Here is a 15,303-nt window from a genome sequence, read left to right as displayed (position 1 = left end):
GGGAATTTTGAAAGGGGTCAGACCCCTGCATACGCAGGGGTCTGACCCCTTTCAAAATTAATTATTAATCAACTTGTCTTCGTCGCTCCAGCTATAGAGCTTTCTGATTTCTGCTCCTATCTTTTCTGACGAATGTTCGGTGGCCAGTTTCCTCATCGCTCTGAAATGTGGTGCACCACACGCATTTTCTGTCAGCCAGTCTTTGGCAAATGTGCCGTCCTGGATATCGCTTAAGATCTTCCTCATCGCTTTCTTCGTGTCTTCTGTGATAATCTTCGGCCCTGTTATGTAATCGCCGTACTCTGCCGTATTGGAGATGGAGTATCTCATTCCTTCGAATCCTGACTGGTAGATCAGATCCACAATCAGTTTCATCTCATGGATACACTCGAAGTATGCGTTTCTCGCGTCATATCCTGCCTCGCAAAGCGTCTCGAAGCCTGCCTGCATCAGTGCGCATACGCCGCCACACAATACGGCCTGCTCTCCGAAGAGGTCGGTCTCTGTCTCGGTTCTGAATGTCGTCTCCAGAACGCCTGCCCTTGCTCCGCCGATGCCGAGTGCATATGCAAGTGCTTTGTCAAGTGCTTTGCCGGAAGCGTCCTGCTCTACCGCAACGAGGCATGGAACACCTTTTCCTGCCTGATATTCGCTTCTTACCGTGTGCCCAGGTCCTTTAGGAGCAATCATCGTAACGTCTACATTCTTCGGTGCTACGATCTGTCCGAAATGAATTGCAAAGCCATGCGCGAACATGAGCATGTTGCCTTCTTCCAGATTTGGCTCGATGTCATTCTTATACATGGCAGCCTGCTTTTCATCATTGATAAGAATCATGATGATATCCGCCTTCTTTGCCGCTTCTGCCGCTGTAAACACCTCGAATCCCTGAGCCTCTGCTTTGGCCCATGACTTGCTTCCTTCATAAAGGCCGATGATCACATTGCATCCGGATTCCTTTAAGTTAAGGGCGTGTGCATGCCCCTGGCTGCCGTAGCCGATGACGGCAATCGTCTTTCCTTCTAATAAGGATAAATTACAGTCTTCCTGATAATAGATTTTTGCTGACATATGTATTCCTCCTGCTTTCATTACTTTTATCGTTAAAGGGTGATTCCTTTAGCTTCCTACTTGTTCATGCTACTCTATGATCGTCACATCTTTGATGCCGCGTGACAGTCCGGTTATTCCGGTTCTCGCCAGTTCCAGTATCTCGTATCCATCCAGCAGATTCAGGAAAGCCTCTAGCTTGGACTGGGTTCCGGTCAGTTCCACCATGAGAGACTCCTTCTCCACATCCACGATCTTCGCCCGGAAAATGTCAGCCAGCGACACGATCTCCGCCCGCTGTGCGGGATCTGCAAGTATCTTGACCATGATAAGCTCCCGGTAGACGGAATCCTCCGGCTTCAGAACCTTGATTTCAATCACATCCTCGAGCTTCCTTACCTGCTTCTCGATCTGGGACAGAATCAGCTCATCCCCGCTTGCCACTATCGTAATCCTCGTAAATCTCGGATCCGCAGTCACGCCTGCCGTGATGCTGTCGATACTGTAGCCGCGGCGGCTGAACAATCCGGCAATCCGGCTTAGCACACCTGGATTATTGTCTACCAGCAATGAATATACTCTCTGCATACTGCACCTCTTTTCTTCCATCACCAAAACAGAGTGCGTTCTGTTTTTTAATGATATCAATTTATTGTGTTTTTGTCAAGTGTCTCTTTTACGGAAAATATGGTTTATGTTCCTTATTCAGTTTACTTTATTTGACCTGCTAAAACAAGTATAGTATCCTTATATAGGAAATTATTTATGCAGGCCTGTCATGCCTGCAAGGTCTCGTACCGGATGGAGGAACCGCAATGAAACATATACTGATCATCGACGACGATATGCATATAGGAGCCATGCTCGAAGAGCTGCTGGACAGTGAGGGCTACCGTGTAACCCGCGCTTATTCCGGCACAGAGGCGCTGCTTCTTCTGTCTTCGTGCAGGCCGGACCTGATTCTCCTTGACCTGATGCTGCCAGGCCTGAGCGGCGAGGAAGTCCTGCCGCGGATCAAAGGGATACCTGTGATTATCATGAGTGCCAAAGCAGAGATTGAGGATAAGGTGTCTCTCCTGCTTAGCGGAGCTGCCGATTATATCACAAAGCCTTTTGACACGAAGGAACTGCTGGCGAGAATCACCGTACAGCTTAGAAACGCAGCTGCCACGGGCATGTCCCCGACCTTGGTATTTGACGATATAACCGTGGACACGGCATCCCACACGGTCGCCGTATGCGGGCGTCCGGTCAGGATGACACGGACGGAGTATGCCATCTTAAAGCTATTGATGCAGAATCCATCGCACGTATGTACCAAGTCTGCCATACTGGAACGCATAAGCGAGGACACGCCGGACTGCACTGAAAGTTCTCTGAAGGTACATATGAGCAATCTAAGGAAAAAGCTTCTGGATGCGGGCAGCAGAGACTGCATCGAATCTGTGTGGGGCATTGGCTTCAAAATGAAGGAATACTGATATCTTAACGATATCTTTACCGTTCTCTTAACCGCTTCCTTAACCATTATAAGCTAAACTGTCTGTATCAACAAAGAAGGAGGCTTAACATATGGATTATGTTCTTACTACAGATGCATTGAGCAAGCATTACAAACATTTCAAGGCGCTGGACCGCCTGACCATGCACGTGCCAAAAGGGGCTATATATGGATTCATAGGTAAAAACGGAGCCGGAAAGACTACCCTGATCCGGCTCATATGCGGACTGCAGCAATGTACATCAGGCGGATACCGGCTGTACGGCACCAAAGATACAGATAAAGAGATTGACAGGTGCAGAAGGAGGATGGGGGCCGTCGTGGAGACGCCGTCCATCTACCTTGATATGAGTGCTGAAGATAATATAAGGGAACAGTACCGTATCCTCGGCCTGCCGTCATTTGATGACATCCCGGAGCTTTTAAAGCTGGTCGGCCTTGAAGGCACAGGGAAAAAGAAAGCCAAGAACTTCTCTCTCGGCATGCGCCAGCGTCTCGGAATCGCAGTCGCCCTGGCCGGAAGCCCGGACTTCCTTGTGCTCGACGAGCCGGTCAACGGACTGGATCCACAGGGAATCATCGAGATACGCGAACTCATCCTGAAGCTGAACCGGGAACGGCAGATTACTGTTCTCATATCGAGCCATATCCTCGACGAGCTGTCCCGCCTGGCAACCCATTATGGCTTCATCGACCGGGGCTGCATGGTAAAGGAGATAAGCGCCCAGGAGCTCGATGCGGCGTGTAGGAAATGTACCCGCATGGAAGTCACTGACATCAACGTACTTACACGAATGCTGGACGATATGCATCTCGAATATCAGGTGCTGTCCGATACGAGCGCAGATATCTTTTCCGCCGTCGATATCACGGCCATCGTACTGGCGCTTGCGCAGGAACGCTGCCGCGTATCTGCCATACACCAGCACGATGAAACGCTGGAGAGTTATTATATCAGTCTGCTGGGAGGTAATAGATATGAATAGATTATTATGTGCTAACTTTGCACGTCTGAAAAAAGATAGAGTATTCTGGCTCGGTATCCTGTTTATGGCCGGTTACGGAGCTTTCATCATGTTTGGCAATTACATGGATTCCTTAAAATATGGTGAAAAGTTCTATATCGACAATGCCTTTTTCTCATATGCCATAATCGTCGGAATCACCTCCGCCGTATTCTGCTGCTTATTTCTCGGTACCGAATACAGTGAGGGCACCATCCGCAATAAGCTTATGGTCGGCCATACGCGGGGACGTATATACCTGGCCAACCTGATTGTATGTACAGCCGCGGGACTTCTTATGACGTTGGCGTTCCTTATCACTGCCGCAGGCATAGGCATCCCTTTATTCGGCTTTTTTCATGCAAAACCAGAGACCGTGCTTGCCATCCTGTCCGGAACGCTTCTCATGGTGATTGCCTTCACTTCTGTCTTCACCTTCCTCAGCATGATGATCCAGAACAAGGCCGTTGCGGCCGTAACCGTAGTGATGACCGTATTTGTCCTTCTGTTTACCGCCATATATCTCAGCTCCGCTCTCAACTCCCCTGAGATGTACGAAGGCTATTCCTACACAGATGATGACGGAAATGTCGTGGAACAGGAAGCCCAGCCCAACCCGGCCTACGTGTCCGGTACGAAGCGCCAAGTGTATGAAGCACTTATGGATATCCTGCCCACAGGCCAGAGCCTGCAGTATGCCTCTATGTCTGCCGTACATCTCTGGCAGCTCCCTGCATACTCTGTTATAATTACAATCGTTACAACCGGTGCCGGAATCATCGTGTTCCGTAAAAAAGATATCAAGTAAAGGAGCTCCCATGCCAATCCTGTTATGTGTCCTTTCCGTCCTCCTGATTATCATAATCATCCTGCTTTTGTTCAAGATACATGTACTGCATAAATCAGCCGCGGAGATAAAAGAATCCTTTTCAGAAAAGCTTGCGTCTGAGACGAATACGCTTATCGACATCTCAAGCCGCGACCCGTATATGAGGGAACTGGCCGATACTATCAATTCGCAGCTGCGTCTTCTCAGAGACGAAAGGCACCGTTTTCAACAAGGTGACGCGAATGTGAAGGATGCCATAACAAATATATCTCATGATATCAGGACGCCGCTTACCGCCATACGAGGCTACTTAGATATACTGAAACAGAAAGAGATGCCGGAAGAGGTACGGCGCTGCCTTTCTATTATTGGCGACCGCACTGACGTTCTGAATCAGATGACACAAGAGCTCTTCCACTACTCGGTCACCACGTCCGGCCATATAGCGCGAAACAGCGAGCCTGTAAGTCTCAACCGTATTCTTGAAGAAAGCATATCGGCATATTACGCCGTACTGAAAGGCTGTAAAATAACACCATCCGTCGCCATGCCCGAAAAAGCCGTTATACGTGGGCTTGACAAAAACGCGTTATACCGTATATTCGGCAATATAATAAGCAACGCAGTCAAGTACAGTGACGGAGATTTGCTGATCGCCTTATATGAATCGGGCGAAATCGAATTTGCCAACCATGCCGAAGGGCTGGACGAAATACAGGCAGGAAGGCTGCTTGACCGATATTATACGGTCAACACAGCAAACAAATCTACAGGACTAGGCCTGTCCATAGCCAAAACGCTCACAGAACAAATGGGCGGCAGCATAAAAGTGATATATGCAGAAGGCATGCTCCACATACAGCTCCTGTTTCCTCCTGTAATGTGAGTTAAAGTAATGTAGACGCCGACGGGGAGGCAGGGGACAGATGCTCCGATGCGTCCGGGACTGCGACTATCACACAGATTCCTAAGCTTGTGGGATGTTCGCCGATAGCGGCTCTCACCCCACAAGCCAAGGAATCTGGTGAGGATTCTTACGTCCCTCCCGCTTACACCTTCGCATCTGCCCCTGCCTCCCCATCGGCTATCTACTTTACTGGCACGGGCGGAAGTGGCTGTGTAGCGCTGCTGGCTGATGGAAGGGCTTTAGCTATGTCAGCATAGTGATTAAAGGCGAAGCTTGTTATATTTAATCATTCATCTCACGCAGCCAGCGGCCATCCGCTGGCCAGTAACGCCACACAGCCGCCCTCGCCCTTGTTAAGTGAAGTAGATAGCGGGCGGGGAGCCGGGTGGGAGATGCGAAGGTACAAGCGGGAGAGGCGGAGAATCCGTCCCGCAAAGTTAGGAGGCCGTGGACTAGTCGGAGACTCGGACGCATCGGAGCAGATGCCACCCGGCTCCCCTCCCGCAGCCTAGTTTCACTAATCGACCACCCGGACTTTCTCCATCGGCAGTTCTTCCAGATCGTAAGCCGGCATCTTCACGGCAGGCATTCCAAGAGACAGTATCGCCTCCAGCTTGAAGTTCTCCGGGAATCCAAGCTTCTCTCTGACGTATTCTTCCGTCGTCGTGCCCTCTTCTGACTTCCTTAGCCTGCCCTGTATCCAGCAGCTCCCGACACCGAGGCTGGAGGCCATCAGATGCATATGTGCCATGGCAACGGAACAGTCTTCTACCCATACGTCCTGCATATCGGCATCCCCGACCACTGCGATGGCACACTGTGCCTCCTTCAGCATCTTCACTCCGCCTTCCCTGCACAGGGACAGGTGCTCCAGCACATCCTTATTGCGGACGACGATAAATTCCCAAGGGCGCTTTGCCTTTCCTGATTCTGACAGCAGGCCGGCCTGTATAATCTTCTGCAGGTCTTCTTCCTTTACCGGTTCGTCCGTATAATTCCTGATACTACGTCGTTTCCTCATAACTTCTAATAAATCCATCTCATCTACTTCCTTTCTTTGTCTATCTGACGATGAACCAGAAAAAGATATCTATATGCAAGATATCTCTTCCTGGTCTGGTATACGTCTATATTACATCTACTGGTGGGATTCGTCAATTTGCTGTGCCGCTACAGCTCCAGATAGGATTGGAGCACTTCTTTCATATCGCCGATGATTCCATAATCGGATACATTGAAGATAGGTGCGTTCTCATCCTCATTGATTGCGACAAACAGCTTCGTGTCCTTGATTCCTTCCGTATGCTGGATAGCCCCTGATACGCCAAGAGAGATACAGATACGTGGCCGTATTGTAAATCCGGTCTGACCGATCTGGTGTTCAAACGGAATCATTCCGGTATCCGCCAGAGGCCTCGTGCCCCCGATTGCCGCTTCAAGCTTGTCGGCAAACTTTTTAAGCAGTGCGAAATTCTCTTCGCTCTCCGCTCCTCTGCCTCCCACGACTACCACCTCAGCCGATAGGATGCTGTCCGTGTCACTGGAAGCGGGCCGGACCTCCACTACTTCTATTGCAGATTCCGGAAGGGCGATATCGTCCAGGTATTCCACTTTTGCCTCGCCATCTGCGGATGCCTCATAAGGCGTATACACGCCGGGCCTTACGGTCATCATCTGGGGATAGAAGCCTTCTTTTGTCACAATCGTGACAAATACATTTTCTCCAAAGGAAGGCTTGTTCTGCTTGATGTAAAAGCTTCCGTCCTCCCGCTTATCTACAAGCAGCTCCGTACAGTCCGCCGTAAGGCCGCACCCAAGGCGGGCCGCAACTCTGGAGAATACAGAGCGCCCTATCGTCGTCGCCGGAACGAGCACGCTCGACGGATTGATCTTTTTAATCATCTCTGCAATCACCTGGCTGAGCGCATCGTCCTGGAACGTACAGTCACGTTCTGTCTTGACCGCATATATTTCATCCACGCCGGAACCTTTAAGCTGATTCACGAGATTCTCACAGTCGCTGGCCGCAACAACCGCCTGAATCTTCTCACCGGTCGTCTCTTTAATGAAATGTGCCGCGCTGACCAGTTCTGCCACGACAGGCTCTATATTTCCATTATAATTCTCTGCGAAAACACATATTCCATCCGCCATCTATTCTTTTCCTTTCTCAATCTCGATTAACTCTTTCAGTTTACGTGCCAGCTCATCCGGCGTACCGCTAAGCATCTGTGCTTTTCTCGTACTTTCCGGTTCAAAAGAGTCCGTCACGACGGTTGGGGAACCTTCCAGTCCGATGTCATCGGCCGCCATGCCGAGTTCGGCATTCGTATACACTATAAGCGGCTTGTTCTTTGCCGCCCGCTTTGTGCGGAGTGTCGCCAGACGTGGCTCATTGCAGCCAAAGCACACGCTCATGAGTGCAGGAAGCGCAGCTTTGATCTTGAACTCCATCCCCTGGAACTTTTTCACTGCCAGAATACTGCCGGCCGCACTCTCGTCATAGGCAAGTCCCTGTATCTCTGCCACATGGGGAATTCCCATATACTCCGCCACCATCGCACCTACTTGTCCGGTAGCGCCGTCTGCCGACAGCGCTCCGCTCAATATCAGATCAAATGTTCCATATCTGCCGATGCTTTCAGCAAGCACCTTGGCTGTCGCAATCGTATCTCCTCCGGCAAGGCATCTGTCCGTAATGAGACAGCTCTCGTCACAGCCCATCGCCATCGCATCTCTAAGTGCCTTCTCTGCATCCGGAGGCCCCATTGTGAATACCACGACCTTGCCTTCTGTCTGCTCCTTCAATATCATGGCCGATTCAATCGCATTCAAGTCTGCAGGATTGATCATTCCCTCAGAGCTTGCACGGACAAGCGCGTGAGTTTCCGGATCTACGGAAACGTCATTGGAAACAGGTACCTGCTTTATAAGAACTGCTATATTCATAACTTCTCCTCTCTGTTATACATCCTTATCGAACTGCCGATGTCCAATCAGGCATACTTACTTTAACAGTCGGTCAAATGCCCAGTCTTCCAGTAATGGCGTCTTCTCTCCCTGCATGATGAACTTGGCAAGGTCTCTGCTGGCCGCCGGCGCCTCGATGACACCGTTTCCGCCGTATCCGGTCGCAAGTATATAGCCCTCTACCGGCGTCTCTCCAAGGATTGGAAGGAAGTCCTTCGGCTCTGCCCGGTATGACAGCCAGGATGATACGAGGCCGCTGTCCACGATGCCAGGCACCCTGCACTCGAGCTGGTCTAACAGGAAGTCGATGAAGTAGTCATCTGTCCCGCCTGTAGCCGGAAGCTTGTCTGGATCCCACTGGCCTGCATGCATAGGATTGCTCAGATCCATAGAGAGATGGGACTTGCAGATAAAAATGTTGTCACCTGCTCTAAGTGCATAGAAAGCAGGATATTTCAATACAGGGAAGGTGTATCCTAATTTCTTTCCAGGAGGGCATAAGAAGAATGCTTCTGCCTTCGTATGCCAGATTGGCACGTCCATGCCTACCATCTCGCCTGTGAATTTGCTCCACGGTCCTGTACAGTCTACTACATAGTCGAACTCATAGTCTTCCCCATCGCTGGTCTTGAGACCTTTGATCTTCTTGTCCTCAACCTTGACCTCTGTCACTTTTACGCCGGTCTTGACTGTGCCGCCGTTCTTCTGCAGCTTCTTTGCATATGTATTAGATATCATCGTTCCGTCAAAGTAGCCGTCATCCTGCGTATATCCTGCTCCGAGTATGTTCTCCGTAGAGATGTCTGGAAGAATCTCTTTGATCTTGTCCTTGTCTGTAATATATTCTCCTGTATAGCCTGCAGCTTTGGCAAGCGCGATACCTGTCTTGATGGTCGCCTCAACTTTCTCGTCTGTAGCTACTACAAGTGTTCCTGACTTGTCAAAGCCTGCAGAACCTTTCTCTTCCTCTTCCATCTTGAGATAGGATTCAAATCCATACAGCCTTACATCCCAGTATCTGTTTCTTAAAGAATCGTCAAAAAGACATACCGTTCCGGCTGATTTCGCAGTGGAAGCTCCTCCGATGGTGTCTTTTTCAAATACGACCACCTCTGCGTTATCATAAAGGCTCAGATGATATCCGAGACAGGTTCCTGAAATACCTCCACCAATAATACCGATTTTTTTCTTGTCCATAACATTACCTACCTTTCATTTTTTATCTTTTTATTTTTTAACATGGGGCATCCATGTTATCTAACCTGAGAATCGTTTCCAGAAGCACCCTGCATCCCTGCCCGATGTCTTCTCCTTCTGTAAATTCATATCTTGAATGGCTGATACCATCCACGCTTGGCACAAATATCATTCCCGTCGGAAATCTGGAGGTCATGATAAGAGAATCGTGGAACGCGCCGCTTGGCAGTATGCGGTAGCCGATGCCCAGTTCCTGTACGGATGCCTCGATGCTGTCTTTGACCCACTCAGCCATAGGCGCGGGTTCATGATAAGAGAAACGTTCAAAGGAGCACGCTTCCCCCATCTCTTTGCAGATCTGTTCCAGCTGCTCTTTTAATTTCTTTTCGATGCGCTCTATCATCTTTCCGTCCTGGTCTCTGATTTCCAGGTTAAAGGTACACGTCCCTGGAATTACATTGACGGAATTGGGAACTACTTTCATCGTGCCGACCGTCGCTACCGTATATGTATTGCCGTACTCCTTCACAATCCGCGGTACAGCGGCTATGAATCTGGATGCCGCCACGAGGGCGTCCCTGCGGTCTGTCATCACAGTGCTTCCTGCGTGGTTGGCCTCTCCTTTTATGACGATTTCATAACGGCTCACGCCGGCGATGGACGATACGACGCCTACAGGCGTCCGGCTCTTATATAGCGAGGCCCCCTGCTCTACGTGAAGCTCCAGAAAGCAGTGTATGCTCTCTTTCCTGCGCTCTGCCCTTGGCACCTTAGCGACATCGAGGCCATAGCCCTTCATCACTTCTCCTCTGGACATCCCATACATATCCTCGTCTGTTTCACTGATATGAAGCTCCTCTCCGCACATGGCGCCGCTTCCGAGAAGCCCGCTTCCAAAACGGAATCCTTCCTCATCCGTAAATACGACGACTTCTAACGGATGCTGCAGCTTCCTGCCACTCTCGATGAGCGTCTCACACACTTCCAGGCCTGCCACGCAGCCGAGTACCCCGTCGTACTTTCCACCGTCCGGAACCGTATCCAGATGGGAACCTGTCACGATAGCCGGAAGATTTGGATGCTCTCCTTCCAGTCTGACAATCAGATTGCCGGCCTCATCCATGCGGGGCTTTAGTCCAAGCTTACGGAAATATCCTTTGAATGTCTCTCTCCCTCTTACATCTTCGGGCGAATATGCCATCCTCGTATACGTTCCGTCATCTTGCGCACCGCACTGATACAGTTCTTCCAGACGGGAAAGGACCCTTTCCAAGTTAATGTCCATAAAATCCCTCCATACTGCTTTCCGACTTGGTAATTGTGCACATTTGCAGCCAAATACCAATCGTTCAATAAGTATACATAGCTGTTACTGGTTTGTTGATTTTTATCTATATTGCACATTATAGATAATTTTTTAACATAATGCATCGGAGCATAAAGATAAAAAAAGAGAGATAATTTATCTAGTCTGGATAAACTATCTCTCTCTTTTCGTTTCTTACCGGAATTTATATGAAATCCTTATTGTAGTTCTCAATCATCTTGTATACCACAAGACCGATACGGACAGCCAGCACTTCATTTGCATTGTCAAAATCTATGCCTGTAATCTTTGTAATCTTTTCTATCCTGTAAGCCGCGGTCTTATAGTGTACATACAGGTCCTGGGCCGTCTTTGACAGGTTCTGGTTCCTGTCGAGATACGTCTTTAGGGTGACAATCAGATCGTCCCTCTGCGGCTTCTTGTAATTATAGAGCTTCTGAAGCCCTTCCGGCACATATTCAAGCATCATCGACGAATCGTCAAGCTGACATAGGAGCTTGAAGATTCCCAGATCCGAGAACATCATCGCCTGGGAATTCCCATCTTCGGATATCTCTCCTGCCACGTCAACAAACAGAAAGGCCTCCTTCGCCTCTTTGAAGCTCTCCGGAAGATTTATGATCCCCTCTACCATCCGCCCGACACCTGCCTTCACTTTCAGATACTTGTCATATGCCGATACATCCGCCTGCACCAGTTCCGCCACTTCTTTTATCTCCTGGCGGTACTCCTCCTGCGTCTGCTCCTTTGGCACCTTCTGAATCGCGACGATCTTGTCCAGATCATTATGTATCCGCGCCTCTGAAATGTGGGCAAATATAGCGTTGCTCAGCACGTTCGTATCCTTGACCTTAGCCTTGAAGTCGCCTTTCGCACTGCCTTCATTCGTCATTCCGAACACGATGACCCGGTAACAGCCGTCTATCTCTACCCCGAGCAGGCTCGTATTCTTTTGTAGCTCTCCGATAGAATGCACCTTGCCATTCAGGATATTGTGCATGATATCATTCTGAAACTTCTTTTCCAGCTCTGTCACCGCATGCTGCCTGGAAAATTCAAACCGCAGGGCCGTAATCGCGCTCTCTGCCGCGATACTGTCCATCGTATTGAAGGCCTGGTTACGTTCCGTGACAACGAGATATATCTTCTCCCGGAAGCTCATCTTGACCTGGATGATGCACTGGGGCACCTCGCCTTTTTGCTTCAGGTAATTGTAATTAGAATATGTGCCCGTCTCAAAGGGGGCCGCATCTTTCCGGATCTCAAGTTCCGTGTCTGCCCCTTCGGTACAGGCGAGGCAGGACATATTCTGGTTGAAAACCGCAACCGGATTACGAATCAGCTTCGCAAGCATGTCCAGAATATTGTCAATCCCTTTTCCTATCGAATCCGGTGCCAGAGCAAGTGCCACAAAATTGTCATATGTAGTCTTAAAATATTTCAGCCTCGTCACTTCCTCATTAAACAGACGCTCCATGATAACGCTCATGATATCTCGGAAGAAAAATTCAAAAGGAACTTCCAGGATTGGTATCGCATGGGTCTCAGAAAACTCCAGCAGCAGGCCAATCTTCGTGTCCGCGTCCTCCACTTTCCGGTCCCGCTTCAAGACAAGCGCGCTGACACCCTTCCTTGTCAGTTCGTTGAGATACCCTTTGAACTCATCAACCGTACATGACCGGAACGCATACAGCCTGGTAAGAAGCACTTCGCCGCCATCTATAAACTTAACGATATCGGGAGCTTCGATAATCGTCACTCCTTTAATCTCCCTGTCAAGCCATCTCTCTCCGCTTATAACCTTAACATCCTTTAACTTTTCTGCCTGCAGCAGCTCTTCTACATTAAATCCCATCTTCAACCTCACCGCCATCATTGATATCAGCCTCAGCCGGACATTTACAACGCCTTAACTAAGAATACCTCCAGTATAACATAAAAAGACACAGCCGTATAACGCAAATTGTCATACCTGTGTCTTTTTCGTCACATTATCTGTAATTATACCTTGTCACGGACTGCTCCAGATGCTTTTCCATCGCACGGGCTGCCCCGTGCCCGTCATGAGCCAGAATCATCCGCCGCACTTCCTCATGTTCTTCACAGATTGCTTTCAGCTGTCCATAGTCTGCCATCCCCGTACCGCTTATATGTTTCATAAGATTACTGATAGTCTGTATCATACTGTAGATGACCTGACTCCCGGAACACTGTGCGATGCACGTGTGGAATTCTATGTCATGCTCCAGCAGATCCTTTTCGCTTTGTTCTGCGTACGCCCTGCGCACAAGCTCTGATATCTCTTCCAGCCTATGGATATCTGCCTCTTGTATATTGCCGGCTGCCAGCTCTGCCGCCTTTACTTCCAATACGTTCCTGACCATAAGCATGTCTTCCACCTGGCTGCCGTTCAGAAAGAGGGACCATGACAGAGGTATGATGAAAAAATCAGCTTCCGCGCTGCTGATATAAGTCCCCTGTCCGGGACGGATATCAATCATCCCAAGAACGTCCAGCACCTTAAGGGCTTCCCGGATTACCGAACGTCCTACATTCATCTTCCTGGCAAGCTCCCGGTCAGATTCTATCTGATCTCCTTTTTTGAGCTCCTTTTCCATCAGCTTCTCGGCAAAATACATGGTGAGCCTGAACAGCAGCTCATCTATCTTGCCCTTTTTGGCGGTGTTTCCACACAGATCTTCCGAAGTTTTTGCCGCAGGCAGAAGCATGTCTATCTTCCGTGCAAATTCTTCCGGCTTCTCGGAGAACATCATCGAGTCTAGATGCAGGGCCGAAGCGGCTGACAGAACTACTTCGTTCAGCCGCTTCCCGCCCCTGGTCTCAACATTTGAATAAGTAGCTGCGCTCATAGACGGCGCCCCTTGCGAATCAGGAAGGAACCGGCTGATGAACTCTTTCTGGGTCAATCCAAGGTACCTTCTCAATTGGCGGAGATTTTCCTTTTTATATATCGGATTCAACATCTGGCTGCTCATACGATTCTATGCCCCAGTCCGTCTCTTTATTTGCCAAGCAGCTCTTCCGCCAGCTTCTGCATGATGACCGTTCCTTTTGCGAAGTCGCTGTACTTCGTAAACTCAACCGGGCAATGGCTTCTGCCGTCTTTACTTGGAAGGAACAGCATGACTGTCGGCAGGTTCTGCCCGATTTCAAGCGCATCATGCCCTGCTCCGCTGAGCATCCTCTTATAGCTGTAGCCAAGCTCTTTGCACTCTTCTTCCATGATATCCAGCATCTTAGCAGATAGTTCAACCGGCGTAATTGTCAGCTTGTTTTCAATCTCATAGCTTCCGCCGTACTCGGCTGTTTCCCGCTCGAGCGCTTTCTTGATTCTGGCCGCGATGTCGTTGATATTGTCGTTATTCCTGGAACGGATGTCTACGGTGAATTCAACCTTCTCCGCAACGATGTTCATTCCGCCCGGAACCGTATTGATGTATCCGACCGTGGCAACCGTACCGTCTGCTTTTTCCCTCGCCCAGTCCGCAATCTTCGAGATAACTTTCGTCGCCGCGTCCACTGCGTCCATCCTCATATCCATAGGCGTCGTTCCTGCATGGTCGGCACGTCCGTTGACCGTCACCATGTATCTCTGTATTCCGACGATGCAGTCTACGAGCCCAAGTTCAATGCCTTCCGTGTCGAGAACCGGCCCCTGTTCGATATGTACTTCCAGGAAGGAGCCGATCATGCCTTCTCCCCAAGCAGCCTCGCTGACTTGCTCCGGCACAAGGCCATACGCTTTCATCGCTTCGTAGATAGAGATACCGTCTTTGTCGCAGAACTTCTTCGTATACTCTACATCGCGGTGTCCGAGCATCGCTCCAGAACCAAAATATCCGGTTCCGAACCTCATCCCCTCTTCATCGTTAAATCCGGCGGCCACAAAGTTCCTCTTTGGTTTCAGACCTTTTTCTCTGAGCAGGCGGGCCACTTCTATCGCGCAGATGACACCTGCGATTCCGTCATAGTCTCCGCCGTTCGTTACAGAATCATAATGGGACCCCATCATCACGCAGGGGGCGTCCGGATCTTCTCCCTTCAATACCCCGAACACATTGCCTGCCGCATCCTCAGATACTTCCAGGTCAATCTCATGCATCAGCTCTTTCAGATAATCTACGGCTTTTCTTGCTTCCTTCGTAAACGGCAGTCTCGTGCATCCATTTCCCGGTGTCGCCGTATATTGTTTTAAATGCTCCAAGTCTCTTGCGATTCTGCCTGTAATCTCCTCAATAACCATATATATACCCTTTCTCGCCATAGGCGGCGAATCTCATCTATCTTTTCTTAATGCGGTCTAACACGTATACCTTCAGCGGCGAGTACAGCATCGCTGCGGCCATGAGCACAAATCCTGCCGCGCACATCCCGTCTCCCTGCATCTTAAGGCCTGCCAGGATAAGGACGAACGCTATCAGTATGACTACGAATGCAACCGTAAGCCCGCCTTCTTTTGACTTCAAAAAACTTTTCTTTTCCATAGTGCCACATCTC

The 15,303-nt window shown here is 49.6% G+C and carries 15 protein-coding genes; 4 read left to right on the top strand and 11 right to left on the bottom strand.

Annotated features, from left to right (window positions below; genetic code table 11):
* Positions 1–57 precede the first annotated feature (57 nt).
* Positions 58–1,071 (bottom strand): ketol-acid reductoisomerase, encoded by a 1,014-nt coding sequence (gene ilvC, locus HJV72_RS00540; protein WP_208067832.1) that lies wholly within the window; start codon positions 1,069–1,071, stop codon positions 58–60.
* Positions 1,072–1,140: 69 nt separating this feature from the next.
* The gene (gene ilvN, locus HJV72_RS00535; RefSeq protein ID WP_049728187.1) at positions 1,141–1,638 is read right to left on the bottom strand and encodes an acetolactate synthase small subunit; all 498 of its coding nucleotides are present in this window, start codon (positions 1,636–1,638) and stop codon (positions 1,141–1,143) included.
* A 227-nt stretch (positions 1,639–1,865) separates the two neighbouring features.
* On the opposite strand from ilvN, the gene HJV72_RS00530 reads away from it, so the two are divergent.
* The 4 genes from HJV72_RS00530 to HJV72_RS00515 all read left to right on the top strand — a co-directional run bounded on the left by HJV72_RS00530 (position 1,866) and on the right by HJV72_RS00515 (position 5,270).
* Complete coding sequence (locus tag HJV72_RS00530) at positions 1,866–2,531, top strand: response regulator transcription factor (RefSeq protein ID WP_208067830.1); 666 nt, start codon at positions 1,866–1,868, stop codon at positions 2,529–2,531.
* A 91-nt stretch (positions 2,532–2,622) separates the two neighbouring features.
* Positions 2,623–3,537 (top strand): ABC transporter ATP-binding protein, encoded by a 915-nt coding sequence (locus HJV72_RS00525; protein WP_208067829.1) that lies wholly within the window; start codon positions 2,623–2,625, stop codon positions 3,535–3,537.
* On the top strand, positions 3,530–4,363 hold the full coding sequence (locus tag HJV72_RS00520; RefSeq protein ID WP_208067828.1) for an ABC transporter permease subunit: 834 nt from the start codon (positions 3,530–3,532) through the stop codon (positions 4,361–4,363). Before HJV72_RS00525 ends, HJV72_RS00520 begins: the two co-directional genes overlap by 8 nt.
* A 10-nt stretch (positions 4,364–4,373) precedes the next feature.
* Positions 4,374–5,270: a sensor histidine kinase gene (locus HJV72_RS00515; RefSeq protein WP_208067827.1), complete on the top strand. Its 897-nt coding sequence runs from the start codon at positions 4,374–4,376 to the stop codon at positions 5,268–5,270.
* Between the two features lie 538 nt (positions 5,271–5,808).
* On the opposite strand, the gene HJV72_RS00510 is transcribed toward HJV72_RS00515, so the two are convergent.
* The 9 genes from HJV72_RS00510 to HJV72_RS00470 form a co-directional block, all read right to left on the bottom strand.
* Positions 5,809–6,330 carry a nitroreductase family protein gene (locus tag HJV72_RS00510; RefSeq protein WP_208067819.1) on the bottom strand — a complete coding sequence of 174 codons (522 nt, stop codon included), beginning with the start codon at positions 6,328–6,330 and terminating at the stop codon, positions 5,809–5,811.
* A gap of 131 nt (positions 6,331–6,461) precedes the next feature.
* Positions 6,462–7,445 (bottom strand): electron transfer flavoprotein subunit alpha/FixB family protein, encoded by a 984-nt coding sequence (locus HJV72_RS00505; protein WP_208067817.1) that lies wholly within the window; start codon positions 7,443–7,445, stop codon positions 6,462–6,464.
* Positions 7,446–8,240: an electron transfer flavoprotein subunit beta/FixA family protein gene (locus HJV72_RS00500; protein WP_208067815.1), complete on the bottom strand. Its 795-nt coding sequence runs from the start codon at positions 8,238–8,240 to the stop codon at positions 7,446–7,448.
* A gap of 57 nt (positions 8,241–8,297) precedes the next feature.
* Positions 8,298–9,458 carry an NAD(P)/FAD-dependent oxidoreductase gene (locus HJV72_RS00495; RefSeq protein WP_208067813.1) on the bottom strand — a complete coding sequence of 387 codons (1,161 nt, stop codon included), beginning with the start codon at positions 9,456–9,458 and terminating at the stop codon, positions 8,298–8,300.
* Positions 9,459–9,495: 37 nt separating this feature from the next.
* Entirely contained in the window at positions 9,496–10,743 is a 1,248-nt protein-coding gene (locus HJV72_RS00490) for a Zn-dependent hydrolase (RefSeq protein WP_208067811.1), read from the bottom strand.
* Between the two features lie 226 nt (positions 10,744–10,969).
* Positions 10,970–12,658 carry a PucR family transcriptional regulator gene (locus HJV72_RS00485; RefSeq protein WP_208068034.1) on the bottom strand — a complete coding sequence of 563 codons (1,689 nt, stop codon included), beginning with the start codon at positions 12,656–12,658 and terminating at the stop codon, positions 10,970–10,972.
* Positions 12,659–12,776: 118 nt separating this feature from the next.
* Positions 12,777–13,781, bottom strand: coding sequence for a FadR/GntR family transcriptional regulator (locus HJV72_RS00480; RefSeq protein WP_208067810.1), 1,005 nt, complete (start codon positions 13,779–13,781; stop codon positions 12,777–12,779).
* 26 nt (positions 13,782–13,807) lie between these two features.
* A complete protein-coding gene (locus HJV72_RS00475) occupies positions 13,808–15,049 on the bottom strand; it encodes a M20 family metallo-hydrolase (protein ID WP_208068031.1) in 1,242 nt (413 codons plus the stop codon).
* A gap of 37 nt (positions 15,050–15,086) precedes the next feature.
* Positions 15,087–15,290, bottom strand: coding sequence for a hypothetical protein (locus tag HJV72_RS00470; RefSeq protein WP_208067809.1), 204 nt, complete (start codon positions 15,288–15,290; stop codon positions 15,087–15,089).
* Positions 15,291–15,303 lie beyond the last annotated feature (13 nt).

Origin of the sequence: Extibacter sp. GGCC_0201 (genome assembly GCF_017566055.1) — a bacterium.
Lineage (GTDB): Bacteria > Bacillota > Clostridia > Lachnospirales > Lachnospiraceae > Extibacter.
The sequence above is the reverse complement of the archived record's forward strand: the minus strand, read 5'-3'. Positions and strand labels throughout refer to the sequence as shown.

Coding starts and splice junctions, on each gene's coding strand:
- ilvC (WP_208067832.1), bottom strand. CDS start 1,071: ATGTCAGCAAAAATCTATTATCAGGAAGACTGTAATTTATCCTTATTA.
- ilvN (WP_049728187.1), bottom strand. CDS start 1,638: ATGCAGAGAGTATATTCATTGCTGGTAGACAATAATCCAGGTGTGCTA.
- HJV72_RS00530 (WP_208067830.1), top strand. CDS start 1,866: ATGAAACATATACTGATCATCGACGACGATATGCATATAGGAGCCATG.
- HJV72_RS00525 (WP_208067829.1), top strand. CDS start 2,623: ATGGATTATGTTCTTACTACAGATGCATTGAGCAAGCATTACAAACAT.
- HJV72_RS00520 (WP_208067828.1), top strand. CDS start 3,530: ATGAATAGATTATTATGTGCTAACTTTGCACGTCTGAAAAAAGATAGA.
- HJV72_RS00515 (WP_208067827.1), top strand. CDS start 4,374: ATGCCAATCCTGTTATGTGTCCTTTCCGTCCTCCTGATTATCATAATC.
- HJV72_RS00510 (WP_208067819.1), bottom strand. CDS start 6,330: ATGGATTTATTAGAAGTTATGAGGAAACGACGTAGTATCAGGAATTAT.
- HJV72_RS00505 (WP_208067817.1), bottom strand. CDS start 7,445: ATGGCGGATGGAATATGTGTTTTCGCAGAGAATTATAATGGAAATATA.
- HJV72_RS00500 (WP_208067815.1), bottom strand. CDS start 8,240: ATGAATATAGCAGTTCTTATAAAGCAGGTACCTGTTTCCAATGACGTT.
- HJV72_RS00495 (WP_208067813.1), bottom strand. CDS start 9,458: ATGGACAAGAAAAAAATCGGTATTATTGGTGGAGGTATTTCAGGAACC.
- HJV72_RS00490 (WP_208067811.1), bottom strand. CDS start 10,743: ATGGACATTAACTTGGAAAGGGTCCTTTCCCGTCTGGAAGAACTGTAT.
- HJV72_RS00485 (WP_208068034.1), bottom strand. CDS start 12,658: ATGGCGGTGAGGTTGAAGATGGGATTTAATGTAGAAGAGCTGCTGCAG.
- HJV72_RS00480 (WP_208067810.1), bottom strand. CDS start 13,781: ATGAGCAGCCAGATGTTGAATCCGATATATAAAAAGGAAAATCTCCGC.
- HJV72_RS00475 (WP_208068031.1), bottom strand. CDS start 15,049: ATGGTTATTGAGGAGATTACAGGCAGAATCGCAAGAGACTTGGAGCAT.
- HJV72_RS00470 (WP_208067809.1), bottom strand. CDS start 15,290: ATGGAAAAGAAAAGTTTTTTGAAGTCAAAAGAAGGCGGGCTTACGGTT.